Origin of the sequence: Clostridium porci (assembly GCF_009696375.1) — a bacterium.
Classification (GTDB): Bacteria; Bacillota; Clostridia; order Lachnospirales; family Lachnospiraceae; genus Enterocloster; species Enterocloster porci.
Window position 1 is genome coordinate 197849 of the sequence record NZ_VUMD01000004.1, and the last position, 21515, is coordinate 219363.

The window sequence follows — 21515 nt, forward strand, 5'->3', positions numbered from 1 at the left end:
TCAACTTCCTCCATAGATACTTATAAAAAATTATTGTACCAAGTGTGAATCCGTAACCTGAAGTTTGAGATATAATTGTTGAAAGCGTTATCTGCCCAATAATATCCGGGATTGTTTTCCAATGTGAGCCGTTTTTATTAATATTTCTCGAATATGTTCCTCATCTTACACCATAAGAACCCCGTCAACAAAAAAGGATTATACGGTCTTCCTATTCCAGCCTTTCCGCCGTGCCGAGGAACAGCAGCGCTTCCGTCTCCATATCCACAATACCGTAAACGAATGGCCGGTCGTACCACAGGGAATTGGCCAGAGTGCTCTCGGTGGAGCCGCCCAGCTTTCGATAGCCAGTGAACATCTGGGCGCGCAGGGCGTTGAGAGCGGCCGAATCCATTCCAAACAGGGCAGCAAATTCATCCAGCGTTTCCCCAGTGGCCCCATTCGCGGTCATACCAAGAGCCATTGCCACGAAAAGGGGCGACAGCAGGGTGTTCTCCCCTTCGGTGCGGCTCTGCCGAAACAGCTCCACAGCGAAATCCCCATAGGCAGTATAAGGGTCAACGCCGGTGATGACAGAAAAATCCTCTACCTAGATCTCTCCCGGAACATTGGGGATTGGCTCCATCTTTCCATCTGGGGTATTGACAGACTCGCCGGTACAGCCCGCAAGCAGGACAATGGCCAGTACAAGAGGGATTGGTTGTTCCTTTATAACAAAGGCTCCTCCTTGACGTTTCCATTTATTAAGATGATAAAAAAAGGAAAAGGTTCCCAATCAGGCGGATCACAACTGCATTCAAACACGGTTTTGCGCTCCCCAGCCGCACAAGGCATCCAGGATGGGAATGAGGGATTAGTATCACACTTAAATGTGCGTACTTATTTCTACCTTAAATTTTGCATCATAACCACATGTTTCAGGCTACATTGTACATTGGAATCCCCTCCTTAGCCTTCGTTTTTCTTTAATATAATTTTATCATATCCCTTTTATCTATACAATATATTTTCTGGATTGTTTCCTCATTGCAGCTGCTTCACAAAATTTTTTCTTTCATATCTTGTGGCAGTCTGTTGTCTGTTGCTGCTCTGCGAATACATAAATATATCCGGTGCGGTTGACAACAAACAACAAGGTTCTTAATAAGATATAATACTAAATAAATAAAACAATATTTAAGAAAAGGCAAATCCTATGAAGCGCAAAACCATTCAACGATCCTTGACACTGCAAGCAGTACAAACCATGCAAAGCCATCCAACCGCAGACGAAGTATACGAGGCGGTATCAGCAGTGCCTCCCAATATCAGCCGAGGTACGGTATACCGTAATTTGAATCGACTGTCCGAAGCGGGAGAAATCCGGGAAATGCATGTGCCCGAAGGTGCCGGCCGTTTCGGCCATTGCTGCCATGCACATTATTATGTACGGTGTTTAACGCACAGCCGGGTCTTTGATGTGGATATGGATTATATTCCCGATTTGGCAAACGGCATCAAAGACACCCACGGCTTTCAGTTCAGCGGGTATGATTTAATGTTTAATTAAACGACTTGCTGAGAGTTCCGGCTACTTTGTATTCATATACAGCAAAAACCATGCCCAACTATATGACAAGAAAACCATTTCAGGAGGAACGCTGGAGGAATTTCGTGTTTTTATAAAAGGCGCAACCGGTAAGTCTATCTCGGATGTGTAGATCCCCTATATTAGTCGTTTTATTTCTGAAATTTATCGTTGGCATTCACACAATTTCTTTTTTATTTTACAGCATAAAACGATACATGATTGAAACGCAAAAAATTTAAGAGGATGTAAGGAGGATATTTATGGTTCAAACGTATTCTTGGGAACCCCTGGATGGGTATCCCACAAAAGAATCGATTGCAAAGCGTGCGCCCATTTTTAGTAAATGGCTCTATGTGTTACTCTGGCTGATTATTCCTACGGTAGTTGCTGGTATTATGAGCCAAAATTATGTTATGAGCGTTGCGCCAGGCATTTATACGCTAGGAGCCGTTTTAGGTATGGTTTGTTCGGTTGTATATGGCGTGATTTTGCTTCAGTTGTCCTCACAAGAAGAGGGGTACCGCACTGCCGGAATTTTCCGCTTAATTTTCTCTGCAACCAGCTTCATAGCCGCAATCATTTCTTTTGACGGATTGCTCCTTATTTTTCTGAGAATAATCATCGATTTGGTAAGCGAGTACCATGAATACAAGACTCATTCGCTGATTCTTACAGGCATTGATGATTTTTTGTCCGAAAAATGGAAAACGCTTTGGAAGTTCTATATTGGTCTCATGTTGGTTATGTTTGGCTGCGTTATTGTATGCTTTGTTTCTTATACTCTTGGTTCCATCGTATTATTGGCTTCAGCCGTGGGAAGCATCATTGTGAGCATTATAAAATATATTTATATTTATCAGACAGCAACGGTGTTTCGAGCATATTCAAAGAATCATTTTGAAGAAGCGCTGTAATGAAATCTAACCATTTACCGATTGCTTGCGATAGGGAAAAAACGTAAAACAAGAAAAGTGATACGTTTGAAACACAGACCTCCATTCTATCGGGATTGATACATATTCTGCTAGTGGAACCAACACACAGTCAAGACCAGCCTCTTAGCGAGTGGCTTGCTCTGCCCCTATAAGGGGCTTTTGCCTGCTTGCGCCCGGAAGGCGCACTGAAGTCTGCCAACTGCACCACATTTACAGCTGCCCTTAAAAGGGCATGATCAGTGCTTTCTTCTTCCGGCGCAGCCCCAAAAGGAGCTTGCTGGTTTGCTTTGACTTCCTACGGACTCTTAAGAGTCTTTTTTATTTGTGTTTCTTTACCGGCTTGCCTGTGAACGGGTCAATATACTCTACTAATGACATCTGGTCATACTCTAGGCATCTTTATCTCCTTTGCCGGCTCAAATTTGGGGAAGATGTCCCCATACATGCTTTCTATCTTTTCCGTCAGGCCGGGAAACGCCTCTGCTGTCAGCTACAGTTATCTTCCGGTGGCAGAAATGGAACGATGTCCCATATACGCACTCAACAGTTGGAGTGCCATGCGGGATGGATTTTGGAACAATACCAGAAACAGTACTCTGCCAGTGAACCGCTAATGGGAAGATGCCGGTCTTTATGGTTCTTTGGGTCAACAACACAGATAACTTTTTCGTCGAGGTTAACATCCTCCATGGTAAGACGCAGCGCCTCTGAAATACGCATTCCGGTTCCATATAATACTCTGAACAATACGGGATAAAAGATGTGCTGCTGTCTATAATTCGGGTGTATCCAGCCGGACAGGCAGAACAGCTCGTCTATCTCTCCGCGCGAAAAGATATACGGCTTGAAATTTACCTGGGCGGTACGCAGTGCGTCATATCCGGGCAGGAACGCCTGTACATCGTGGTTCAGCAGGTAACGGACAAAATTCTGCAGGAAGCTTTTGCGTCGTTTCTGGGTTGCCGCCTGCCAGTTCGGTTGATATTTCCTCATAGTCTTTTCAATTTCATCGGACATCTTCTGCCCGATGATTTCTATTCAAACACTCATAGGTACTGTGGTCGTATCTCCATGCCCGATCCCCTTCCAGATTGGCAAGCAGATGTTCCCGGACATTTTTATATTCAGGTCCGATGAGCCCCAACCGCAACATAAAGGTGCGGAAGGTAAATGCCGGATTCTCCGTGATCTCCGTTTTCCGCATCTGCGTACACTTCTGATTGATAGCTTGAGCGGAAATGGCAAGCGCCAGAGTGATATTTGCCCGCACTTTTCCTGCATGGAGGGTGCCTTCAAAACACCGCATGCAGGTATAGAGCATAATACCGGGTGCTGTCATAGTGGTCACCACTCCCATCCCTGCCCTCATACCATGCCCGTTTAAATTACGCAAGGATATAAGAACGCATGGATGAGCCAATTTCATCCATCCGCTGGCGCAGCGTCTCCTCAGAAGGGATGCTTCTGACAATGCCAAGTGCGTATTTGTAAAAATCCGGGTCGTCATCAAACTCATGGACGGACTCATAAGCAGGTTTCCCCATGATGAGAAGTCCGATATAAGCGAGCAAGACATCCCCGTTCTTGATCTGGTGCTGTGAACAGTTTGGGGTGACATCCATACGGTTGCACCGCAGTTTTCACAAATAAGGCCGTAAATAAGCCATGAAATGCATTTGAATGGAAACGGTTCCGGATTCCATATTTAATAACGTTACAGGATATTAATGGGAGCATATGTAATTCCTGTTTTGTGCCAGACGAGCTTTTTCATACAAGCTAAAGCAGACAAAACGCACCGAACACGCTCTAGAGCGGCAAGGTTGTATCCAATAGTCCGGTGTCGTGTGTTGTAAAAATCAACTGTGCATGATTGATAAACCATAAGCCAATACGACCAAAGAGTTTATAATTCATATTATAAGCAGCCTTCCAGTATAACAGACTCATATTTTAACGCGTAATACAGTGCCCAGTCCTGATCATTGGCCCATGGATCATAATATTTTCCTTTTTTTCCATTTACGGTCTGCGGAAACACCATTGTGCAGGAGGCGCTTCCGTCCGCAGCAAATAGATTCAGGCAGCCTCGCAGGGAAGCTCTGGCCGTTTCCCGGAAGGTATGATCTCCCGTAGCCTGTTCGTACTGAATAAAATCCACTCCGGTTAAAACACTCCAATAATGAGGGTAAGTATCGCCAAACATCCGGTATTTTCCGAACCAGTAACCATCCCAGTGACGAATTGAATTCTCAAACTGATGGTAATCCGGCTGTTGTCCGTTAAACTGATAGAGAAGCCTTAACTGCCGCTTCGCCTCATCAAGATATCTTTCCTCCCCCGATAGCTGATAGGCCTGCAAAAGACAGCTTATTCCGGGAGCCACGATACTCTGTTCAAAATTTACCTCATGAAGCGGATAGGATGTCCCTCTTTCCAGGATAAAATCTGCATGTCTGAAAAAACTGGTTTTTAAATACTCGCACTGAACATCCATGTGGTTTTCGCTCAATAAGGCTGCTAATTCGCTTACAGGAAGGCCAATCGCATAGAACCGGTCTCCACCCTCCAGGTAGTATCGTTTCATCGTGCGAAAGGCATGCTCCAGATAACGCGTCTCCTTTGTCAGATGATACATTTCGATCTGCAGCACCGCAGCCCACGGGTAATTATATTTTCGATGCCAGTCTAAATTATGTGAAATATCGTTATACACAGTTCCCGTTTCCTCATCGTATAATTCCCTATACACATACGTTACATATTGAGACAGACTTTCCCTTAAACAGGGGTCTTCCTCCTTTTGCAGCCAAAGCGCCATAAGAGCTCCCATTCCGATTCTCTCACGACCGCCATTATGATCATCCAGATGGCTGTAATACAACGCCTTTTCCTCGTTATCATAGATCAGATACGCTCCGTCCAGCGCTGAAATATCACCGTGATACTGTTGTTTTTCTGCAATAAACCTGCAGCGGCTCCGCACCAGACTCCTTAACTCCGGACTCACATAAAATACCGCATTCAGTTCTTTCACTCCTACTCTGACGCATACCCGGATCTCTCCCTCGTAATCTGCCTTCTGTCCACAGTGTATGCGGGTAACCATCCCATCCCAATCACTTTGAAATGCCACACGCCGTTCATTCAAAGAAACTGAAATATCATCTGATTCCACATGCGCCCCATAGAAAACATCAAAGACAATATTCTCACCTGGAAAGTAAGTGCACTGCCGTGTCTTTAGCACCGGTATTTTCCCTTCGCCGATCAACTGCCTTTCAAAATCACCTCTGTTTTCAAACCAGAACAGTTCCCATACGATTTCCGCTGTTTCCCCGGGTTTTAATGGCTCCAGTACCGGATGCAGGATAAAATCTCCCCTGTCATTACTTAACGCATATTCATCCCGCTCTACGCTGTAACTGCCTATATTCCCCGCTGTCACCATCAGCCCAAGATGCGGCGCCTGTCCTCCCATGCGGAGCGCCATGACATTGGACGCTTCTCCGCCGCAGAAAATATGTGTATGGCACCGTTGAGTCATACATGCGTCCGCCTGACTGTAATCGTCATTAAAGGTGGTATATATACCCACATCTGTTTTCTTAAAAAATACAGGAAATTCAGATACATTTTGAAAACAAAAACGCTCCTGTAAATGCCCGTTTGGCAAGATTTCACGTTTCACAGCCGTCTTGATTCCATCAGGGCAGATGGTTGTCCCCCATGGTTTGCTGCCTTCAATCCAGTTCATTTCTAAGTCATCTTCTTTCGCTCCCAAAAATGTCAGTCTGCTTTCCTTATTTTCCTGTAAAATAAATGAGTATGATTTTCCACTTTTCATTAATCCGTCTCCCTGCTTATTCTTTTATCCTTTTATTGACCCGCTCATAACGCCACCGATAATGTAACGCTGCATAAATAAGTAGAACACCAGCAACGGAAGCGCGCCTAGCACCAGCATCTGAAAGAGACTGGTCCAATCTGTGGAGAACTGGCCAACGTTCCGGTAAATCTCCTGCAATAAAACATCTTTCCCTCTGACCTGTAAAAAATACAGCGGTCCTATAAAATCATTCCAGATTGTCAAAGCGTTCAGGATTGAAACTGTAGCTACAATTGGCTTCATTAACGGAAATGTAATCATCCAGAAGGTTCGGAAGGTTCCCGCGCCGTCAATTCTGGCCGCTTCCTCCAGTTCCGCCGGTATTGTAGAAACGAAGCTACGGAACATAAATGTAGCAAACGGGACATTGCAGGCAATGTCAATCAGGATAACCGCAGTCAGATGATTCATTAATCCCATCGCCTGTATCAGTCGGTAAAGTCCAAGAATCGACATCTGATAGGGAAACAGCATCCCTGATAGCAGTAATGTAAAAGTTATCTTAGATAACCGGAAATTGCCCTTCCGATTCAGCACATATCCACACATGGCCGATACAATGATAATTCCAATCAAGGAACAAACCGTGATTATTACGGTGTTCATCAGAGCCCTTGGATACTGCATTTTTTGAAATGCCCTGGCATAACCACTTAAATCGAAGGAAGACGGTAAGGCCATCGGGGATGCTGTCGCTTCCGCAGATGTCTTGAATGTCGTTACAATTAAATAGTAGATCGGCACCAATACCAGTACCGCCAAAATAGTCATAGATACATATTTCAATCCCTGCTGTACTCTTTTCTGCCTAATCACTGTCCCAGTCTCCTCTCCCATTTACCAAACAGTCCAAGTAAAACTGCTGATAATGCCATACTGACAATCAAAAACATAATTCCAAAAGAAGATGCATATCCATAATTACCCTCTGAGAACTTGGCAAACATCAAAGACAATATCGTATCTGTTTTATGGGCCGGACCCCCATTCGTCATGGACAACACTACATCGAATACCTTCAGGCCTGAGATAATCCCTGTCACCAGATTAATTTTAATCGCAGGAGCGAGTCCCGGTATTGTGATATGCCAGAACCTTCTCAAAGTCGACGCACCATCAATCGACGCGGCCTCATAAAGATCATCGCTGATGCTCTGGAGGTTTCCGAGGTAAATAACCATGGACCAGCCAAACCACTGCCATACCTGTGTAAATATAATGGAGGCAAGTGCCAGTTTTCCATTGCCAAGGAAATTTACAGTTCCAACTCCCAACCGATTTAAGATCTGATTGACAAACCCAAAATCACTGGCTGAAAGTATATATTTCCAAAGATAGCCTACTACCAGCGTGCTTAACACCGCCGGACAGAAAAAGATAGCCCGGAAGAAATTTTTTCCTTTAAACTTTGAATTAAGAACAACTGCAACCGGAAGCGATATCAGATTCTGCAGTAAGACAGTAAAAAATGCATACGTCAGGGAATTCTTAATTCCTCCAATGATGGTGATATCTGAAAACAGTTTTTTATAATTATTTAATCCTACAAAAAAAACATCCGGTGAAAAATTGGTCCAGTTGTAAAAGCTGTATCGAATCGTAAAAACCAACGGTAAAATGAAGAATGTGATGAAAACAGCCACTGCCGGCATTGCCATCAACACAAATGGGATTTCACTTTTTTTCCTTAAATTTGTGCTCATACTTCCTCTCCTTAATATTCTGATTAGCGTGCCTGACGGCGCACGTTTCTAACGAGTGAGGGAGCTAATCACTCCCTCCTACTAGATTCCTGTTTTATTCGTACCGGATAGAATCAGCTTTGCTGTCCAGTGCTTTTAAGAAATCCTCCACTGATAATTCACCCGACACCAATCCCTGTACCTGAGCATTGAATTCGTCAACCAAGGACTGCGATGGCATATTAACACCCCATCTGTCCCAGCAACAGGCGATTTTCCCGGCATTCAGAACTGCCTCCACATCCGCATATTCTTCTGGCAAACCAATGGTAACGCCTTCCCGATAACTGCTGCTTCCAGGGTTTTCATCAATGAATGCTTGCTGCACCTCTACGCTTGCAAGCGCTTCCATCACTTTCTCAGCACCTTCTTCATTTTTTGTATTGACATTAATTCCCCAGCTTGCCGCTGGTCCGCCAATCAAATAGGCGTTATCTGCATCCGGCCCTAAAAATGGCATAACACCAAAGGGCAGTCCTGCGTTCTTAAAATTCTCATATTCCCATGGACCGCTGTAATACATGCCCGCTTTTCCGGCCATAAACTCATCTTTTGCCTGATTGCCCGAAATACCAACCATTTCCGGAGTGATATAACCTTCATCGACCATCTGCATCCATTTTTCTATAGAATCATTCAGAGTTCCGGCCATTGTCTTTTCGCCTTTTGCAAACTTTGTATCGAATTCTTTTCCCTCTTCGGAAGTCTCATAGAAATTGCTCTCCAGGAATCCACAGACAGAGTGTAAGCCGTTATCGCCGTCCGCAAGCCCCAACGCCAGAGGCTTCACCCCGTTGCTGCTCAGCTTTTTACATGTGTCCAGAAACTCGTCATATGTTTTCGGTGTTTCCGTAATGCCGCACTGTTTAAAGAGCTCTGCATTATAAAAGACACCTGCAAACCAGCCATAACAGGGAATGCCATAGTTCTTATCATCCATTGTGCATAATGCAAGTCCTTCCTTACTGAAGCCGTCTGTCAACCCAGTTCCCGTAATGTCCTTAATATTCCCGGCTTTGATTCTCGCTGGAAAATTTGCGCCATCCGCTATAACATCAGGGCCTTCGCCCGCAGCCAGCTGAGTACTCAACACATTATTGTAATCGGAATTTGCAATATATGTATATTCCACCTGATATTCGCCGCCAAGCTGTTCGTTAATCGCGTCTATTACCCTCTGCATGTCATCCTCTGCATACCAGCACATCATTGTGACAGTCTTGCTGCCCTTAGCGCTTTTCTCTTCTCCGGCGGCGGAAGATTTCTTGCCGGCGCTGCTGCCGCACCCAGCCATAAGTGCCGCAGCCATAGCGGTACTTAAGAGTACGCTCATCACTTTCTTTTTCATAATCTCTTCTCCTTTCGAAATAAGATAACTTATTTTGATACTTATATTTTATAGATTTTATCCTGTCATTCCTATCCAAATAATCTTAACTCTATACCGTTTTTATTAACTCGGCGTAATTTTCAGAAAGTGAAAAGGGCTTACAGCGCTTCGTTTCATACGCTTTGTAAGCCCTTTAAGCCTGTCAGCTAATCTGTTTTCTCAAATCTTTCATATTCAGATTAATGATAGAGGTCGTTCCTGTTTTATCCGCTGTAATCGTAAGGCCGCACTGCTGACCGTATAAGAGCCGAATGCGCTTATGTACATTCTGGGTTCCATATCCGTAGTTCTCCGGCCTCATCGCCCCAGCCCCTATCTTTTCATACAGGGACCTGCCGTTATCATGCACTTCCAGATACATACAGCCTTCTTCCTGTCTCGCACTGATTTTGATCCGTCCCCTGATATCCTCCAATTCTTCAATACCATGCTCAATAGCATTTTCAACCAGTGGCTGCAGAATAAAAATTGGCACGACACATTCCAACAGGCTTTCGTCAATATCATACTCCACATCAAATTCATTCTCGTGTGCAATCAATTGAAGATTGACGTAAGATTTAATATTGGTTATTTCTACAGAAAGGCGGTCAATGTTATTTCCCTTGTTCAAAGCGGTTCTATAAAACGTCGCCATCTCTGTGGTGATCTCCGAGATTTTCTCTTCCCCGCAGTCTATTGCAAGCCAGTTAATTGCAGACAGATTATTGTAAAGAAAATGAGGGCTGATTTTCGCCTGCAGCAGATTCAATTCCAGGTCCTGACGCTCTATCTCTTTTGCGTATACCTGACGGATTAACTGTTTAATCTTTCCCAGCATACCCTGAATACTCTGTGTCAGCACATAAATTTCTTCTGTCGCGGAAGACTGGATTTCCACATCAAAATTTCCATTCTGCACTTCATTGACTTCCTCCATCAGGACAGACAAATCTCTCATCAAATATCTGGTTAAAATACGGATGCAGAACCAGGCCAGGAAAAGCACCAGGCATATGATAAGCATCGGCATTCCTAAACTGACAAACACGTTCTTACTGAAATATTTTTTATCTACTTTATAGGAAATCTCCCACCCTGTATCTGCCAATGCCCGGTTCTGCCGGAATCCCCATGAATCATTGTCATTCTCGTTCCCATACTGGTAAATCACAGTATCTTTATCCTTTAGCTCAATTTTGACAGGAATCTGCTGAAACATCTGAAAACTATTTTCAAATGTCTCCTTTTTCAATTGAGCCACAACAATTCCAATTGTACTCACCGGATATGCTGTAACGATTTTGCGTCCGATGTACATCTCTCCACCGCTGCTCCACCAATATATCCCTGTAGTATTCATGATTTCCTGATACCACTCTTCATTCATTACCGCTCTCGAATTCTTGATCAGACTTGTATCAATATGGTACTCTTTATCTGTATATACTGAAATGTTTTTATAATACCGATTTGTCAGAATAACATTATACAGAAGGGGATTTACATTTTTGATCGCCTTATTAACCTCTATATACTGATTTACATCCATCTTGAGGAATTCCTGAAGTGCAAAATTGCCCGCAAGATAACGAAGCGAACTTTCACACTGTTTGGCCCAGTTATTTAAATCTGTCTGGTTTTGTATCACCAGGTTAGAACTCTCCATCAAACGCTGCTCTTTTATATATCTGTGGGACGAATAAAAGATAAATCCGCCAAGACAGAGTACCGGTATCATAATTACAATGACAAATGCTGTTCTCAGCTGTTCTAAAAATGATCTTTTTCTCTCAGCCTTCATCCTTGAACACTCTTTCCCTGTACTTTGCCGGACTGCATCCCATATTATTTCGAAACAGAGATATAAAATAAGAGGTATTTAAGTACCCCACTTTCTTTGCCACATCTCCTACCTTGACATTTGTCGTGGTCAACATATCCCTGGCCCGTTCAATCCGATACCAGGAAATATATTTTACCAGCTGCTGGCCCGTCTCCGCCTTAAACTGAGTACTCAAATATGCCGATGAGATTCCCAACTCGTCCGCTATCGAGGAAACACTCAATGTACAGTCCTGGAAATGCTCATGGATATATGCTTTCGCCATGAGCACAACACGATTTTCCTCATTCTGGCTACTTTCGTCCTTTGCCAGCACGTCAATCAGATGAGATACAGCCTGTTCCACCTGCGTGATCGAACGGGAGCCATAGATATCTTCCACTACCTCCATAAGCCGTTCTCCTCTGTGCAGGATTTCACAGCACTGCTTAATCACTTCCGAAAAATTATATTTGATATAAACCGAACTGAATCCCACATTCTTTTCCACATATTCAAACGCTTTTTCAAATTCACGTTTTATCCCCTGAAAGTCCTTAAGTTTTGCACAGGTCAGAATTTTTTTAAAGTAAATGGAGAGCATATCACTTTCTTTTTTCACAAATCCGCTTTCTTCTATCAGGAAATACGTGCTTTCTGTAATAAAAAACTGGTAATCCAATTGCTCCCGCATGATCTCATACTGTGTTTTCAATTGCGCCATGTTGCTGCACTTCGTACCCATAACGATAAAAATTTCCGACTGGAAGTTATCTCTTGACATTTGGATTAGTCTCTCACAGACCTCTTCTCTTTTCCTTTGCGAGGCAAGTTTGCCGCATCCGGCCAAAACCAGTGTTTGTGTATCGTCCTTATTGATGATCACCGGTTTATTTTCAAATATCTTATTAATATCCTCCTCATAATTCTCCCAATACTTGGAAAATAGATAGGAATAGCTGGATAAAATGACCGGCACCAATGCTTCCTTCGCAAACAGCTCCTCTGCGTCTTCCGATAGTTTGTTTGATTCAGACTCAAGGTATTTCAGCAGCTGGCGATACATCTTATCATTTTCCACATTTCTCAATTTAATTTTTAACGCTTCACTCTCTGCCTTCTGACGTTCTTTCTCTTCACACAGGGAAACGACGTGTTCAAATAACTTCTGAAATTCCTGCATTTTTATCGGTTTAAGAAGATACTGCATCACGCCAAGCGCTATGGCATTCTGTGCATACTCAAATTCCCCATAAGCACTGTAAATAATGCAAATAGGATCCCAGCCTCTCTTATGCACTTCTTTGATCAACTCAATGCCTGACATCAATGGCATCTTTATATCGGTAAGAAGAATATCCACTCTGTTCTGCTCAAATTTCTCCAATGCTTCCCGTCCGTCTGACGCCTGAACAATTTCTAAATTGAACTGATACCTTCTGATTAATTTTTCTATTCCAGTACGTTCATTTCTTTCATCATCCACAATTAATATTCTGTACACCTCGATCACCTCTCGCTTTGCAGTTCCGCTCTATCCACACATCAAACCAAGTATTTCTCATAATCCCCAATATCAGTCTTCCGCCGGAGCCTCTCCCACCGAGCCAAACGCCCTGACAGAACTGTTGACGCCGCCCGAAATCACTCTGCATGACCTCTTCTCTCAGAATCCGCGATGTCAATCCCCCTGCCAGTTGAAACAAATGCGTCACCGCCTCCCGTTCCTTCACGGAAAACGAAGTAATCACGGTATCTTTTTTGTAAATAAAAACACCGCCCTGACATCAATCTCCGCTATGGTATGGTCAATGCCTGTCATCTATACTCCCACAGTATCCGTCCTCCTCCTGTATTCCTATCTCTCTTTTTCGCCATTATTCTATAATCATTAAACCCCTTTGTCAAGAAACTCTCTGGACACTTGTCGATGAATTTAGCCGGGCAGAATTTGCTGTTTCGTATCTTTCGGCAGGCAATATCCGCCATATCAAAAAGAGGGGTTTGTTTAGACATTGATGTACTTTATAGATTGGAGAAATGATTTTGAGGTTTTATATCAGCACTACGCAAGAAAGAATACCGTCCTCTATGGTCATTTATATGAGAAGGACTGGTAAGTATGGTATTGAAAATTACAAACTGATGGATACATGTAGAGAATTGGAGGTTCCTTTTTACATCATTTTGTTCCATAATAGTCTTATGAATGTGATACAGAAGATTCTTAGAGATTATTATGAAATAATCGAATACGATATAAAACCCAGACCTGTTGTCATGGAAAACATCGGAAAGGTCATCAACTGTGGTGATCCTTCTTTCGGCGGCGCCATGTATGGCTGCCCCCATTGCTCTAATCTTAAGTTCGTTCCTTTTCAGTATACCGATGCAGACGGCAGTGATCACATCTGCAATCCAATACTTCACTCCAACTTGCTCCAAAGGAATAACGCGCGGCAAAAAGAAAATAGAGAAAATCATGATAAGTCCAAGGTCATACAGAAATTTAAGAATCCGGCAGCTCACTGAGCATGTTTATGGTGCGGTAGATTTCTCCGCAGGCAGGGCACTTCCAATCCACATTACGCTTTTTTGCTTTCTTATGAAGATGTTCCAATTCCGCTTGGCGGCATTTGGGACATATGGTTGGAAGCCCTGCCCACAACCGTTTCAGCAACCGGACTTCGTTCTCTCGGCTGTTCGTATACATCGTCTCACCTCATACAGCCTAATCTATAAGCCTTATTTTGACAAGCTAAATTCTCCAAACAAGCAAGTTGCCACATAGAGCAGCCGATCTACCATTCATTGATGGCATACAATAATCCAAGCCGGATATTTCTCAACAGTTCCGCAGAAAGCGTTTCATATTCCTGCTCCAACCCTTTTTTGTGCGCCATCCATGGAGGAGAATCATTCCATGAGCCCATAGCTCCAAATACATCAGCTCGGCTTGCTGCCTCAAACACACGCAAGTTATATTCCGGTAGTGGTGGCAGTACAAGGCCGTATGCTTCACCGGGATACTCCTTGCTGCCGTCCAAAATAGTGCCCGCTTGATAAAAGATGTTTGCAAAGTTTTCAAATCCAAGCCGGAGAGCCAAGTCCTGGATATCGTGCAATACACTTCGGAAAGATTGCGTATTATTTTCAAAACGTGGCCATGCCTGCGGAGGATCGTTCCATGGATGTTCCGTGTAAATGACATTCCACTTTCGATCTTTAGAATCAAATTTCCAATCAGAAATAAAATAGGTCACCCGATCCCCCTTAAAAAAACACACCATACTTGCCTGGGTCGTATTGGAAAAACCTAACAAGCCTCGATCTCTAACAGAAGTGGGACAATAGAGTTGAATGTCTGTCAAATTTTGCTCTTTGAGATGTTCATACCATTGTGATACATGGGGAGCGGTATATGGTGCGGCTCCATTCCTAGTCAAACACAGAAATTGTGAACTGTTCTCATAGTTTGCTGGTATGTAACAAATAGAACTGCGTTTTTTCAATGCCCTTCTGGCGGCTGCCACAATTGAGCATATCTGATACATCTGTCCGTTCATAACCATCCACCTACCTTTGAGTTGTCATGTTTCCGAAGCCAGCCAGTGCCGCTCCCACCAAAAGGCCCAGCGGGAGGTTCTCCAACAAAATCCCGAACATCAGGCCAAACCCCATCCCAATCGCAGCCATACCATTAAAACGTTGTTTTTTATCCGGTTGTTTCATAGGTCCCTCCCTCCCTGTATGACATTGGTTCTTGAGCATATTATATCAAGGATATCCGATTTTGAAAAGCGAATATAATCCAATCAGCACAACAGAATCCTCCATCATACAGGAAGCTTGGGGGACTTCCCCAAAGAGAAAATCCCCGGCCCGGCAGGGTGTACCGGGGCAGGGATTTGCCGGGAGTGTGGCTACACTCCCTATGTTTGCTGTCCGCAACAATCGTATAGCGATTCACTGACTACTGCCACTTTTTTAAGCAATCGCAATAAGATATTTGGTTTACCTGACCAATTCCTGGTTCAGCAGGGACTGGCTTCGTCAATCCGTTTCTCTTGGCCGCTGCTGTGAATCATTTCGCGGGGCTTTTTTCTTTCTTACTGCTATCAATCCGCAGGGCAGGCTTGCTGCCCGCTGTTTGTGGTCAACAAGTGAAAAATTTTTGTCCTGCTTGCTCTTTCTTGCCCAACCGAAAATGAAATTTCCAGATGGGTAAAACCATGTATCCATGCTTACCCTTCAATGCATCTGTTTTCTTCAAATGGACGCAAACAAGTCGTAAATCCTGCTATGGTTTACGGATCGCTTTGACCGCTGGTATGCGGTTGGGATATTTAATTTTAATTGATTTTGTTATCTGCTTGTGTTATAGATCGAGAGCGTTTATAATGAAAGAAAAAGCCAAAGAAAACAATTAGAATAGCGCTTCATAGATCTCTATAGTAGTGAGTGTGAAGGAGAAAACGCAATGAAAAATCCGAATATATTTTTTGTAATTGGGTGCCTAATGGTCGTAGTGGCGATCTGCTTTGTAGCTTTTGTATTAAACCATCCTGAGATGTCGTTTCCATGGCCTAATAGCATTACTTACGCAATCTATGTATTGTTTTTGATTGTTACAGTTTTTATGTTTATCAAATCGAGAAAACAATAAAGAAGCAACCGCCCTACATATTGAGGCGGTTGCTATACATCCATTATGAGGTTATTGCTCAGAATACGAAACTGTATATGTTTTTGAGCTGCCTACAATATCGTGAGGTGTAATCCCTGGTTCTCCATGTAACCCACCAACTTCAATATCAATGCCTTGGTTTTTATATGCTGCCCATACTAATTCAGAGCAATACCAATCTGTTTCATTGGAACTGGTATCCTTAGCAAGGTCAAGGCTATAACTGGAGCCAACTTCTCCCCGGCAGAATTTAACTGCCTCGTTGATGATGTCAGAAGTTGCTCCGCTAACCCTTAAGATTGTTACAGACTTTTCATCAACACGAGTGTCATCTAAGATGCTTCTCGTTACACCGCCCTGATCATTAGAAATGGCTTCAATCAATCTAATATACTCTGAACCGTCTGACTTTGTATAAATTCCATCAACGATTGCTATATGGCCTGTTATACCGCCGCCCCCGTTTGCTTCATAAATAACATCACCTTTTTTCACTACATCAAGAAGATTGTACTTGCTGTATGTAGCTTGAGAAGGGCAGGAAAATCCTGTGTTGTAGTAATATGTGCTTCCTCCTGATGAACTGCTGGAACGAGTATTACCTACAGCAGGAGGCACCAATACAGAGTAATATGATTGTTCATAGGATAGTACGGGTTGCCCGGTGTAATTTGACAGGAAATCATCATATGTCATGTCCAAATCAATATTGTTGCTTGCAGCATAGGACATAACATTCTTATAGGCAATTCGCAATTCTCTGTCTGTTTGTGTTTCTGCGGCAAAGGCTGGCGCTGATACTCCTATGATCATTATTGCGGCAAGAGCCAAACCAACGAATTTCTTAAAATACTTTTTTATCATCAGTAATACCCCCTTTTCTCCTAACCAATTATAGCGGTTTTATTGCCAGAATGATCGCAACCAAGATTATAAAAACCAACAGTATTATACCAATTATTTTAAGAACTTTCATAAGATCACCATGCGCTTCCGGTGCCCTGCCCAGTACCATCACAGTTGTAGTTGATATAAAATGTACGTGGGGTGACACCTATAATGTTATCTCCGATTTTAGCTCCAACATACGCTGTAAAGGCTGCGCTGGCATAGAATTTTCTATTACTAACATAAGCATCGAGGGAGGTTCTTTCAAAGCCAGAAAGAGGAACCCAGTTTTTTACAATATAGGCATTCTTATATTCAACACTTTTTACAATAGAACCAGAATGCGTAAATCGCCCTTCTAATCTAATTGTTACGAAGGTTATTCCAAACAACTGAAAATCGGCATCATAATTCACACTTCTTTGGGACGTGCTGCTTCGTGTTTGTGGAAAATCGTTCACAGTCGTTGCTGAAAGTTTTACATCTAGCGGCCCACCGTTTTCTAGAACATCGAGCACTTTTTGTTGTTTTTCCAGCGTAAGCGCTTTAAATTGTGATAAAAAGACGCTATATGCACCATCAAATGATTCTAAGTATTCGATATAGCTATCAGGTGAACTATAGGGATTAAATGGCTGTGCCTGTGAAGAACTTATATGGTCGTAATTATTACCGGCTTCAACAGCAAATGCGGTTGAAGAAAGCGAAAAAATCATAGTCAAAGAAAGAATAATAGATAGAAACTTTTTCATTGCAATGCCTCCTTCATTTGTTAGATGAGTAAGGAAACTGCGGTTGAATTTTCTGGCCCATGGTAATCACCTCTTTCCACTTCTTGATAAGAAAATTATACACAAAATTTCTGCCTCTATCAACAATAAAATATTAAATATTTCAATATCTTTATGAAAAATCACAAATTTATAACCTGGTAAACAAAATAACAAAACATATTAGCAGTATGTGCTAAAAAATTCAAAATTCTGTTGCATTTTTGTTAGGATAAACTAACCTAATAAATGCTCAACTTAAAATAAGCAAAAGGAGGAACCAGCTATGAAAACAATTCGTAAAATGATTAGTATGTTGTTGGTCTTTGTAATTGTTTCCAATCTGTCTTGCATAATAAGGAACCAAGTTCCAAAGTGCAATTCAAAGTGCGAATTTTGCCCTTTAAAGTATTTCCAAAGTATCAAATTGACACTTTGGGATGAACTTTTGACACTTTGGAAATCGCTTTTTTAGTAAGCAATTTTGAAATAATCCAAATACGCCTTATATTGTTCCTGTGCCTTCAGACAAGTATCTGTCAGACATCCCTTCTCGTTTTTCCATTCCTTCAGTCCACGATAATAAAACTGCTTCTTATCCTCTTCAATCATAAACGGAACGATATGATATTTCAGGCATTCCTTAAACAGAATCAATCTCCCCACTCGACCATTACCATCCTGAAACGGATGAATCTGTTCAAACTTCACATGGAAATCCAAAATATCTTCCAAAGTCTTTTCTTCTTTTCTGTTATACCCTGCCAGCAGCGTTTTCATCTGATCGGCAGCTTCTTCCAACAGTGCTGTTTTCATCCTATCAGCTTCATTCGGCAGCTTCTTATAATCACCCACTGCAAACCAATCTTTTCTGGAATCGCTGGTTCCATTCTTCAAAACCAAGTGAAGATCTTTGATCCATTTCTCCGTCAATGCTGTCTTTGCATTTTCAATCACAATATCAACACACCGGAAATGATTTGCCGTCTCGATAAGATCGTCCACATTCAAAATTTCATGTTCCACACCAATCGTATTCGTCTCAAAAATAGATCTGGTCTGATCATAAGTAAGTCTGCTTCCCTCCATACGATTGGAATGATAAGTCAAAGCAATCTGGGTTTTATGGTAGATACCGCCAGAATACGCTGCTCTCTTTTCTTCTTGCAGAATATCCAGCAATGTCCTCTGCTTTTCTCTTTTCTTATTGGAACGCTCCGGCTTTTCTGCATTTTCCGGTATGTTCCATGTCTTTCCGGTAATAAATGCACCTTCTACACGGTCATGGGCACAGTAATTGCGAACACTGCGTTCCGATATATTCCATTTTTCTGCTGTTTCGGCAACTGAAAGATACTGCATCCATTTTCCTCCAATTTCCTAACACTGAGTCTGCTTATACTTTCGTTCAAAAATCTGTCCGCTTACATTTCGGTCAAATCTTCCGTCTTAAACACATAGTAACCTTCATAATAATAACTGTGATCAATGCCCTTCATATAGATTTCTCGATCATTTACGTTGTCCGTAAGAGCATTCTTTAGAAGGAATTTTATTTCGATTTCTTTGATGGGACTTCGCTCCATGGCAAGCAGATAATCCTCTTTATCAACCCTGCTCCAATCAACCACATAGCCGATCTCTTTTTTCAGCATCAGATCAAGCCATATTCTTGTACTTCTTCCGTTTCCTTCTCTGAACGGATGAGCCACATTCATTTCTACATATTTTTCGACAATTTCATCAAATGTTGACTGGGGCATTTTGTCTATGCTCTGCAGTGCCGCATCCAGATACATCAGCGGAGCAAATCGAAAATTTCCCTTTGAGATATTGACTTTGCGTAATTTACCGGCAAAATCATAAATTTCACCAAAGAGATATCGATGAATCATCGCAAGGCTTTTATAAGTGCCCGGTTCTAACTTCTCAAAAAAGCCACTCTCAAACATTTCAATCGCTTTTTGCTTACTGATTTTTTCCTCTGCTCTTGCTAATTCCGTCGAATCCGTAATACCCAATTTATTTTCAAGCATAACTTACCTCACATTCTTCATGCGATTACCTTTTCTGTCACAAATCTATCGTTATAAGTATACCATAATACCGGCAACAAATCCAATTCTTTGTAAAATATTGTGTTTTTGTTTTTGCCGTTTTCAGTATTCTCCTTGCAAAATCCCAAAACTGCCATTGTAAATCAAAAATCCGTTTTACAAGGCATATTTTCGTCTATTTTTCTCGATTTTCTGCACCAAAACCTTGTTTTTAAGATTTACCGGCAATTTTGTCTATTAAAGAAACCAGCCCGTTTCCAAGCTAGTTCTTTTTTCACATTATGTATAAATCACTTCCCTGACCACTACTTCCTCTGCCATCGCTTTCAGCATATTCATATGCCCTACCCAAGCCATAGCGTCCCTTTCCTTATCCGGTGCCGGATTCTTTTCAAACAGTCCAGCCATAGTCACTTCCACTCGGTTTTCCGCAATCTCCTGCACCTCATACAGATGCGGAAACAACTGCTCAGTCAGCACCAGATCATCAAAGAGCATCGGATTCTGTTCCCGCAGGAATTCCCTTCTCATCCGTCCGTATTTTCCAAGCGGCTTTTCCTCAACAGGCTGTAATTTGATTACTGAAATTAGGTAGTCTCCTGCTGCAAATGCAGGCTCGCTGTACTGTAAAATGTCAGTATTGTTCTGTTCTCTCATGACCAAAACTCTCCGTAATGTTTTCATTATATCACGGCAAATTTAGATGCATTCATTCAATTTTCAGCAAAGGCATAGGACACTCGGAATCCGCTTTCGCTGCTTCCTCGTGAACGCAGGCTGCTTTGCAGCACGTCAGATGGTGCCTTACCGCCCCATCTGACACGAGCATCCCCTTTTCCTTATTTTTACTTTCAAAATTCATCATGGGGGATTGCTCGTTCTGCTTTCATATCAGGGTTTTTCAAAAAATGTGGTGTACTAAGAGGAGGTCAAACGTGCGGGAAGCATTGATTTTACTGACTTTTTCGGGTGTCGGGTGAGATATTGCCGTGACATTGTGAGAGGAACCGTACTACTTTATAATCGGTTCTTCTCACTTTTTTACAAAAGCACACTATACTTTGATGGTGGGGTGAAGTATAATGTAAGCAATAGAAAATTTTGATTTTCGTTAATCCAGCCGATGGGGCTTGATTATAAAAAGCAAAGATAAAAACGCAACGCATGTAATGATATATGCCAGAGCCGGTAGGTAGCCCGGCCGTCCTGTTTATCAGGGTAAGTAACCTGCCCCTCCGGGTTGTCCATTCTTTGCTCATCACAATCATTAAGGAGGGATTGTCATGAGTACAAGAATAGGTAAACTGACAGTATTTTTTGAAGAACCATTTTGGGTAGGTGTTTTTGAGCAAATTGAAGATGGAAAACTCTCGGTTTCCAAAGTGACATTTGGATTCTGAACCAAAGGACTACGAGATTTATGAGTTTGTTTTGAAGTATTATAACAGCTTGCGGTTTAGTCCAGCAGTAGAAACTGATGTAAAAGAACAAGCTAAAAATCCGAAGAAACTTCAGCGCGAAATTCATAAGCAAATGTCTACTAAGGGGATTGGAACAATATCTCAGCAGGCTCTAAAACTACAGCAGGAACAATGCAAACAGCTGCGTAGAGCTAAAAGCCGGGAAGAAAAAAATGGCAGAAAAAAGAGGCTGTTTGAATTGAAACAACAAAAGAAAAAGGAAAAACATCGGGGGCGCTAAGCCCTTGATGTTTTTACGAGAATCCAATTTTCCAATCAATGGGCGAACTTAAAGTCTAAGCTCTACCACTTACCCGTGACAC

21 protein-coding genes and 4 pseudogenes are annotated in these 21515 nt (G+C 42.4%); 5 read left to right on the top strand and 20 right to left on the bottom strand.

Annotated elements, in window-relative coordinates:
- Nucleotides 1-211: 211 nt before the first annotated feature.
- Entirely contained in the window at nt 212-571 is a 360-nt protein-coding gene (locus FYJ39_RS06115) for a serpin family protein (protein WP_278853441.1), read from the bottom strand.
- A 624-nt stretch (nt 572-1195) separates the two neighbouring features.
- Here FYJ39_RS06115 and FYJ39_RS06120 point away from each other — a divergent pair.
- Both FYJ39_RS06120 and FYJ39_RS06125 read left to right on the top strand, forming a co-directional pair.
- Nucleotides 1196-1549 (top strand): Fur family transcriptional regulator, encoded by a 354-nt coding sequence (locus FYJ39_RS06120; protein ID WP_154471642.1) that lies wholly within the window; start codon nt 1196-1198, stop codon nt 1547-1549.
- A gap of 281 nt (nt 1550-1830) precedes the next feature.
- Entirely contained in the window at nt 1831-2484 is a 654-nt protein-coding gene (locus FYJ39_RS06125; protein ID WP_154471643.1) for a hypothetical protein, read from the top strand.
- 339 nt (nt 2485-2823) lie between these two features.
- On the opposite strand, the pseudogene FYJ39_RS21660 reads toward FYJ39_RS06125, so the two are convergent.
- From FYJ39_RS21660 to FYJ39_RS21360, 10 genes and pseudogenes are all read right to left on the bottom strand, one after another.
- Nucleotides 2824-2898 (bottom strand): annotated as a pseudogene (locus tag FYJ39_RS21660) (IS200/IS605 family transposase); the annotation flags it as partial.
- A 147-nt stretch (nt 2899-3045) separates the two neighbouring features.
- Nucleotides 3046-3498 (bottom strand): tyrosine-type recombinase/integrase, encoded by a 453-nt coding sequence (locus FYJ39_RS06135; RefSeq protein ID WP_195840385.1) that lies wholly within the window; start codon nt 3496-3498, stop codon nt 3046-3048.
- A 13-nt stretch (nt 3499-3511) separates the two neighbouring features.
- Complete coding sequence (locus tag FYJ39_RS06140; protein WP_456236681.1) at nt 3512-3862, bottom strand: hypothetical protein; 351 nt, start codon at nt 3860-3862, stop codon at nt 3512-3514.
- Between the two features lie 37 nt (nt 3863-3899).
- Nucleotides 3900-4103, bottom strand: a pseudogene (locus tag FYJ39_RS06145) (IS1380 family transposase); the annotation flags it as partial.
- Nucleotides 4104-4423: 320 nt separating this feature from the next.
- Nucleotides 4424-6352 carry a hypothetical protein gene (locus FYJ39_RS06150; protein ID WP_154471645.1) on the bottom strand — a complete coding sequence of 643 codons (1929 nt, stop codon included), beginning with the start codon at nt 6350-6352 and terminating at the stop codon, nt 4424-4426.
- A 24-nt stretch (nt 6353-6376) separates the two neighbouring features.
- Nucleotides 6377-7210: a carbohydrate ABC transporter permease gene (locus FYJ39_RS06155; RefSeq protein ID WP_278853429.1), complete on the bottom strand. Its 834-nt coding sequence runs from the start codon at nt 7208-7210 to the stop codon at nt 6377-6379.
- A complete protein-coding gene (locus FYJ39_RS06160; protein WP_154471647.1) occupies nt 7207-8097 on the bottom strand; it encodes a carbohydrate ABC transporter permease in 891 nt (296 codons plus the stop codon). Before FYJ39_RS06160 ends, FYJ39_RS06155 begins: the two co-directional genes overlap by 4 nt.
- Before the next feature lie 94 nt (nt 8098-8191).
- Nucleotides 8192-9484, bottom strand: a complete 1293-nt coding sequence (locus tag FYJ39_RS06165) for an ABC transporter substrate-binding protein (RefSeq protein ID WP_154471648.1) — start codon at nt 9482-9484, stop codon at nt 8192-8194.
- Nucleotides 9485-9668: 184 nt separating this feature from the next.
- Nucleotides 9669-11309, bottom strand: a complete 1641-nt coding sequence (locus FYJ39_RS06170; RefSeq protein WP_154471649.1) for a sensor histidine kinase — start codon at nt 11307-11309, stop codon at nt 9669-9671.
- Nucleotides 11299-12834, bottom strand: coding sequence for a response regulator transcription factor (locus FYJ39_RS21360; RefSeq protein ID WP_154471650.1), 1536 nt, complete (start codon nt 12832-12834; stop codon nt 11299-11301). Before FYJ39_RS21360 ends, FYJ39_RS06170 begins: the two co-directional genes overlap by 11 nt.
- A 701-nt stretch (nt 12835-13535) precedes the next feature.
- Here FYJ39_RS21360 and FYJ39_RS21665 point away from each other — a divergent pair.
- Nucleotides 13536-13712, top strand: a pseudogene (locus FYJ39_RS21665) (transposase zinc-binding domain-containing protein); the annotation flags it as partial.
- Between the two features lie 127 nt (nt 13713-13839).
- Here the strand turns inward: FYJ39_RS21665 and FYJ39_RS06185 are convergent.
- From FYJ39_RS06185 to FYJ39_RS20460, 3 genes are all read right to left on the bottom strand, one after another.
- Nucleotides 13840-14043, bottom strand: a complete 204-nt coding sequence (locus tag FYJ39_RS06185) for a PDDEXK family nuclease (protein ID WP_154471651.1) — start codon at nt 14041-14043, stop codon at nt 13840-13842.
- Between the two features lie 88 nt (nt 14044-14131).
- Entirely contained in the window at nt 14132-14896 is a 765-nt protein-coding gene (locus tag FYJ39_RS06190; RefSeq protein ID WP_154471652.1) for a hypothetical protein, read from the bottom strand.
- Nucleotides 14897-14906: 10 nt separating this feature from the next.
- Nucleotides 14907-15062, bottom strand: a complete 156-nt coding sequence (locus tag FYJ39_RS20460; RefSeq protein WP_195840386.1) for a hypothetical protein — start codon at nt 15060-15062, stop codon at nt 14907-14909.
- A 61-nt stretch (nt 15063-15123) separates the two neighbouring features.
- On the opposite strand from FYJ39_RS20460, the gene FYJ39_RS06195 reads away from it, so the two are divergent.
- Nucleotides 15124-15303: a hypothetical protein gene (locus FYJ39_RS06195; protein ID WP_154471653.1), complete on the top strand. Its 180-nt coding sequence runs from the start codon at nt 15124-15126 to the stop codon at nt 15301-15303.
- Between the two features lie 744 nt (nt 15304-16047).
- Here FYJ39_RS06195 and FYJ39_RS06200 read toward each other — a convergent pair.
- The 6 genes from FYJ39_RS06200 to FYJ39_RS06225 all read right to left on the bottom strand — a co-directional run bounded on the left by FYJ39_RS06200 (nt 16048) and on the right by FYJ39_RS06225 (nt 20597).
- A complete protein-coding gene (locus FYJ39_RS06200) occupies nt 16048-16881 on the bottom strand; it encodes a YiiX/YebB-like N1pC/P60 family cysteine hydrolase (RefSeq protein ID WP_154471654.1) in 834 nt (277 codons plus the stop codon).
- Nucleotides 16882-16997: 116 nt separating this feature from the next.
- The gene (locus FYJ39_RS06205; RefSeq protein WP_154471655.1) at nt 16998-17657 is read right to left on the bottom strand and encodes a hypothetical protein; all 660 of its coding nucleotides are present in this window, start codon (nt 17655-17657) and stop codon (nt 16998-17000) included.
- 489 nt (nt 17658-18146) lie between these two features.
- Entirely contained in the window at nt 18147-19037 is an 891-nt protein-coding gene (locus FYJ39_RS06210; RefSeq protein WP_154471656.1) for a Fic family protein, read from the bottom strand.
- Between the two features lie 62 nt (nt 19038-19099).
- Nucleotides 19100-19711, bottom strand: a complete 612-nt coding sequence (gene fic, locus FYJ39_RS06215) for a protein adenylyltransferase Fic (RefSeq protein ID WP_154471657.1) — start codon at nt 19709-19711, stop codon at nt 19100-19102.
- A gap of 300 nt (nt 19712-20011) precedes the next feature.
- Nucleotides 20012-20389: a TnpV protein gene (locus FYJ39_RS06220; protein WP_154471658.1), complete on the bottom strand. Its 378-nt coding sequence runs from the start codon at nt 20387-20389 to the stop codon at nt 20012-20014.
- A 52-nt stretch (nt 20390-20441) separates the two neighbouring features.
- Nucleotides 20442-20597: a hypothetical protein gene (locus FYJ39_RS06225; protein WP_154471659.1), complete on the bottom strand. Its 156-nt coding sequence runs from the start codon at nt 20595-20597 to the stop codon at nt 20442-20444.
- A gap of 418 nt (nt 20598-21015) precedes the next feature.
- Here FYJ39_RS06225 and FYJ39_RS06230 point away from each other — a divergent pair.
- Nucleotides 21016-21433, top strand: a pseudogene (locus tag FYJ39_RS06230) (YjdF family protein).
- Nucleotides 21434-21515: the final 82 nt, after the last annotated feature.

What these genes read in the sequence shown, in the direction of transcription:
- FYJ39_RS06125 (WP_154471643.1), top strand. Translation starts at nt 1,831, where the DNA reads ATGGTTCAAACGTATTCTTGGGAACCCCTGGATGGGTATCCCACAAAA.
- FYJ39_RS06185 (WP_154471651.1), bottom strand. Translation starts at nt 14,043, where the DNA reads ATGTATACGAACAGCCGAGAGAACGAAGTCCGGTTGCTGAAACGGTTG.
- FYJ39_RS06190 (WP_154471652.1), bottom strand. Translation starts at nt 14,896, where the DNA reads ATGAACGGACAGATGTATCAGATATGCTCAATTGTGGCAGCCGCCAGA.
- FYJ39_RS06170 (WP_154471649.1), bottom strand. Translation starts at nt 11,309, where the DNA reads ATGAAGGCTGAGAGAAAAAGATCATTTTTAGAACAGCTGAGAACAGCA.
- FYJ39_RS06205 (WP_154471655.1), bottom strand. Translation starts at nt 17,657, where the DNA reads ATGAAAAAGTTTCTATCTATTATTCTTTCTTTGACTATGATTTTTTCG.
- FYJ39_RS06140 (WP_456236681.1), bottom strand. Translation starts at nt 3,862, where the DNA reads ATGGGAGTGGTGACCACTATGACAGCACCCGGTATTATGCTCTATACC.
- fic (WP_154471657.1), bottom strand. Translation starts at nt 19,711, where the DNA reads ATGCTTGAAAATAAATTGGGTATTACGGATTCGACGGAATTAGCAAGA.
- FYJ39_RS06225 (WP_154471659.1), bottom strand. Translation starts at nt 20,597, where the DNA reads ATGATGAATTTTGAAAGTAAAAATAAGGAAAAGGGGATGCTCGTGTCA.
- FYJ39_RS06220 (WP_154471658.1), bottom strand. Translation starts at nt 20,389, where the DNA reads ATGAGAGAACAGAACAATACTGACATTTTACAGTACAGCGAGCCTGCA.
- FYJ39_RS06160 (WP_154471647.1), bottom strand. Translation starts at nt 8,097, where the DNA reads ATGAGCACAAATTTAAGGAAAAAAAGTGAAATCCCATTTGTGTTGATG.
- FYJ39_RS06210 (WP_154471656.1), bottom strand. Translation starts at nt 19,037, where the DNA reads ATGCAGTATCTTTCAGTTGCCGAAACAGCAGAAAAATGGAATATATCG.
- FYJ39_RS06200 (WP_154471654.1), bottom strand. Translation starts at nt 16,881, where the DNA reads ATGATAAAAAAGTATTTTAAGAAATTCGTTGGTTTGGCTCTTGCCGCA.
- FYJ39_RS06150 (WP_154471645.1), bottom strand. Translation starts at nt 6,352, where the DNA reads ATGAAAAGTGGAAAATCATACTCATTTATTTTACAGGAAAATAAGGAA.
- FYJ39_RS06120 (WP_154471642.1), top strand. Translation starts at nt 1,196, where the DNA reads ATGAAGCGCAAAACCATTCAACGATCCTTGACACTGCAAGCAGTACAA.
- FYJ39_RS06165 (WP_154471648.1), bottom strand. Translation starts at nt 9,484, where the DNA reads ATGAAAAAGAAAGTGATGAGCGTACTCTTAAGTACCGCTATGGCTGCG.
- FYJ39_RS06135 (WP_195840385.1), bottom strand. Translation starts at nt 3,498, where the DNA reads ATGAGGAAATATCAACCGAACTGGCAGGCGGCAACCCAGAAACGACGC.
- FYJ39_RS20460 (WP_195840386.1), bottom strand. Translation starts at nt 15,062, where the DNA reads ATGAAACAACCGGATAAAAAACAACGTTTTAATGGTATGGCTGCGATT.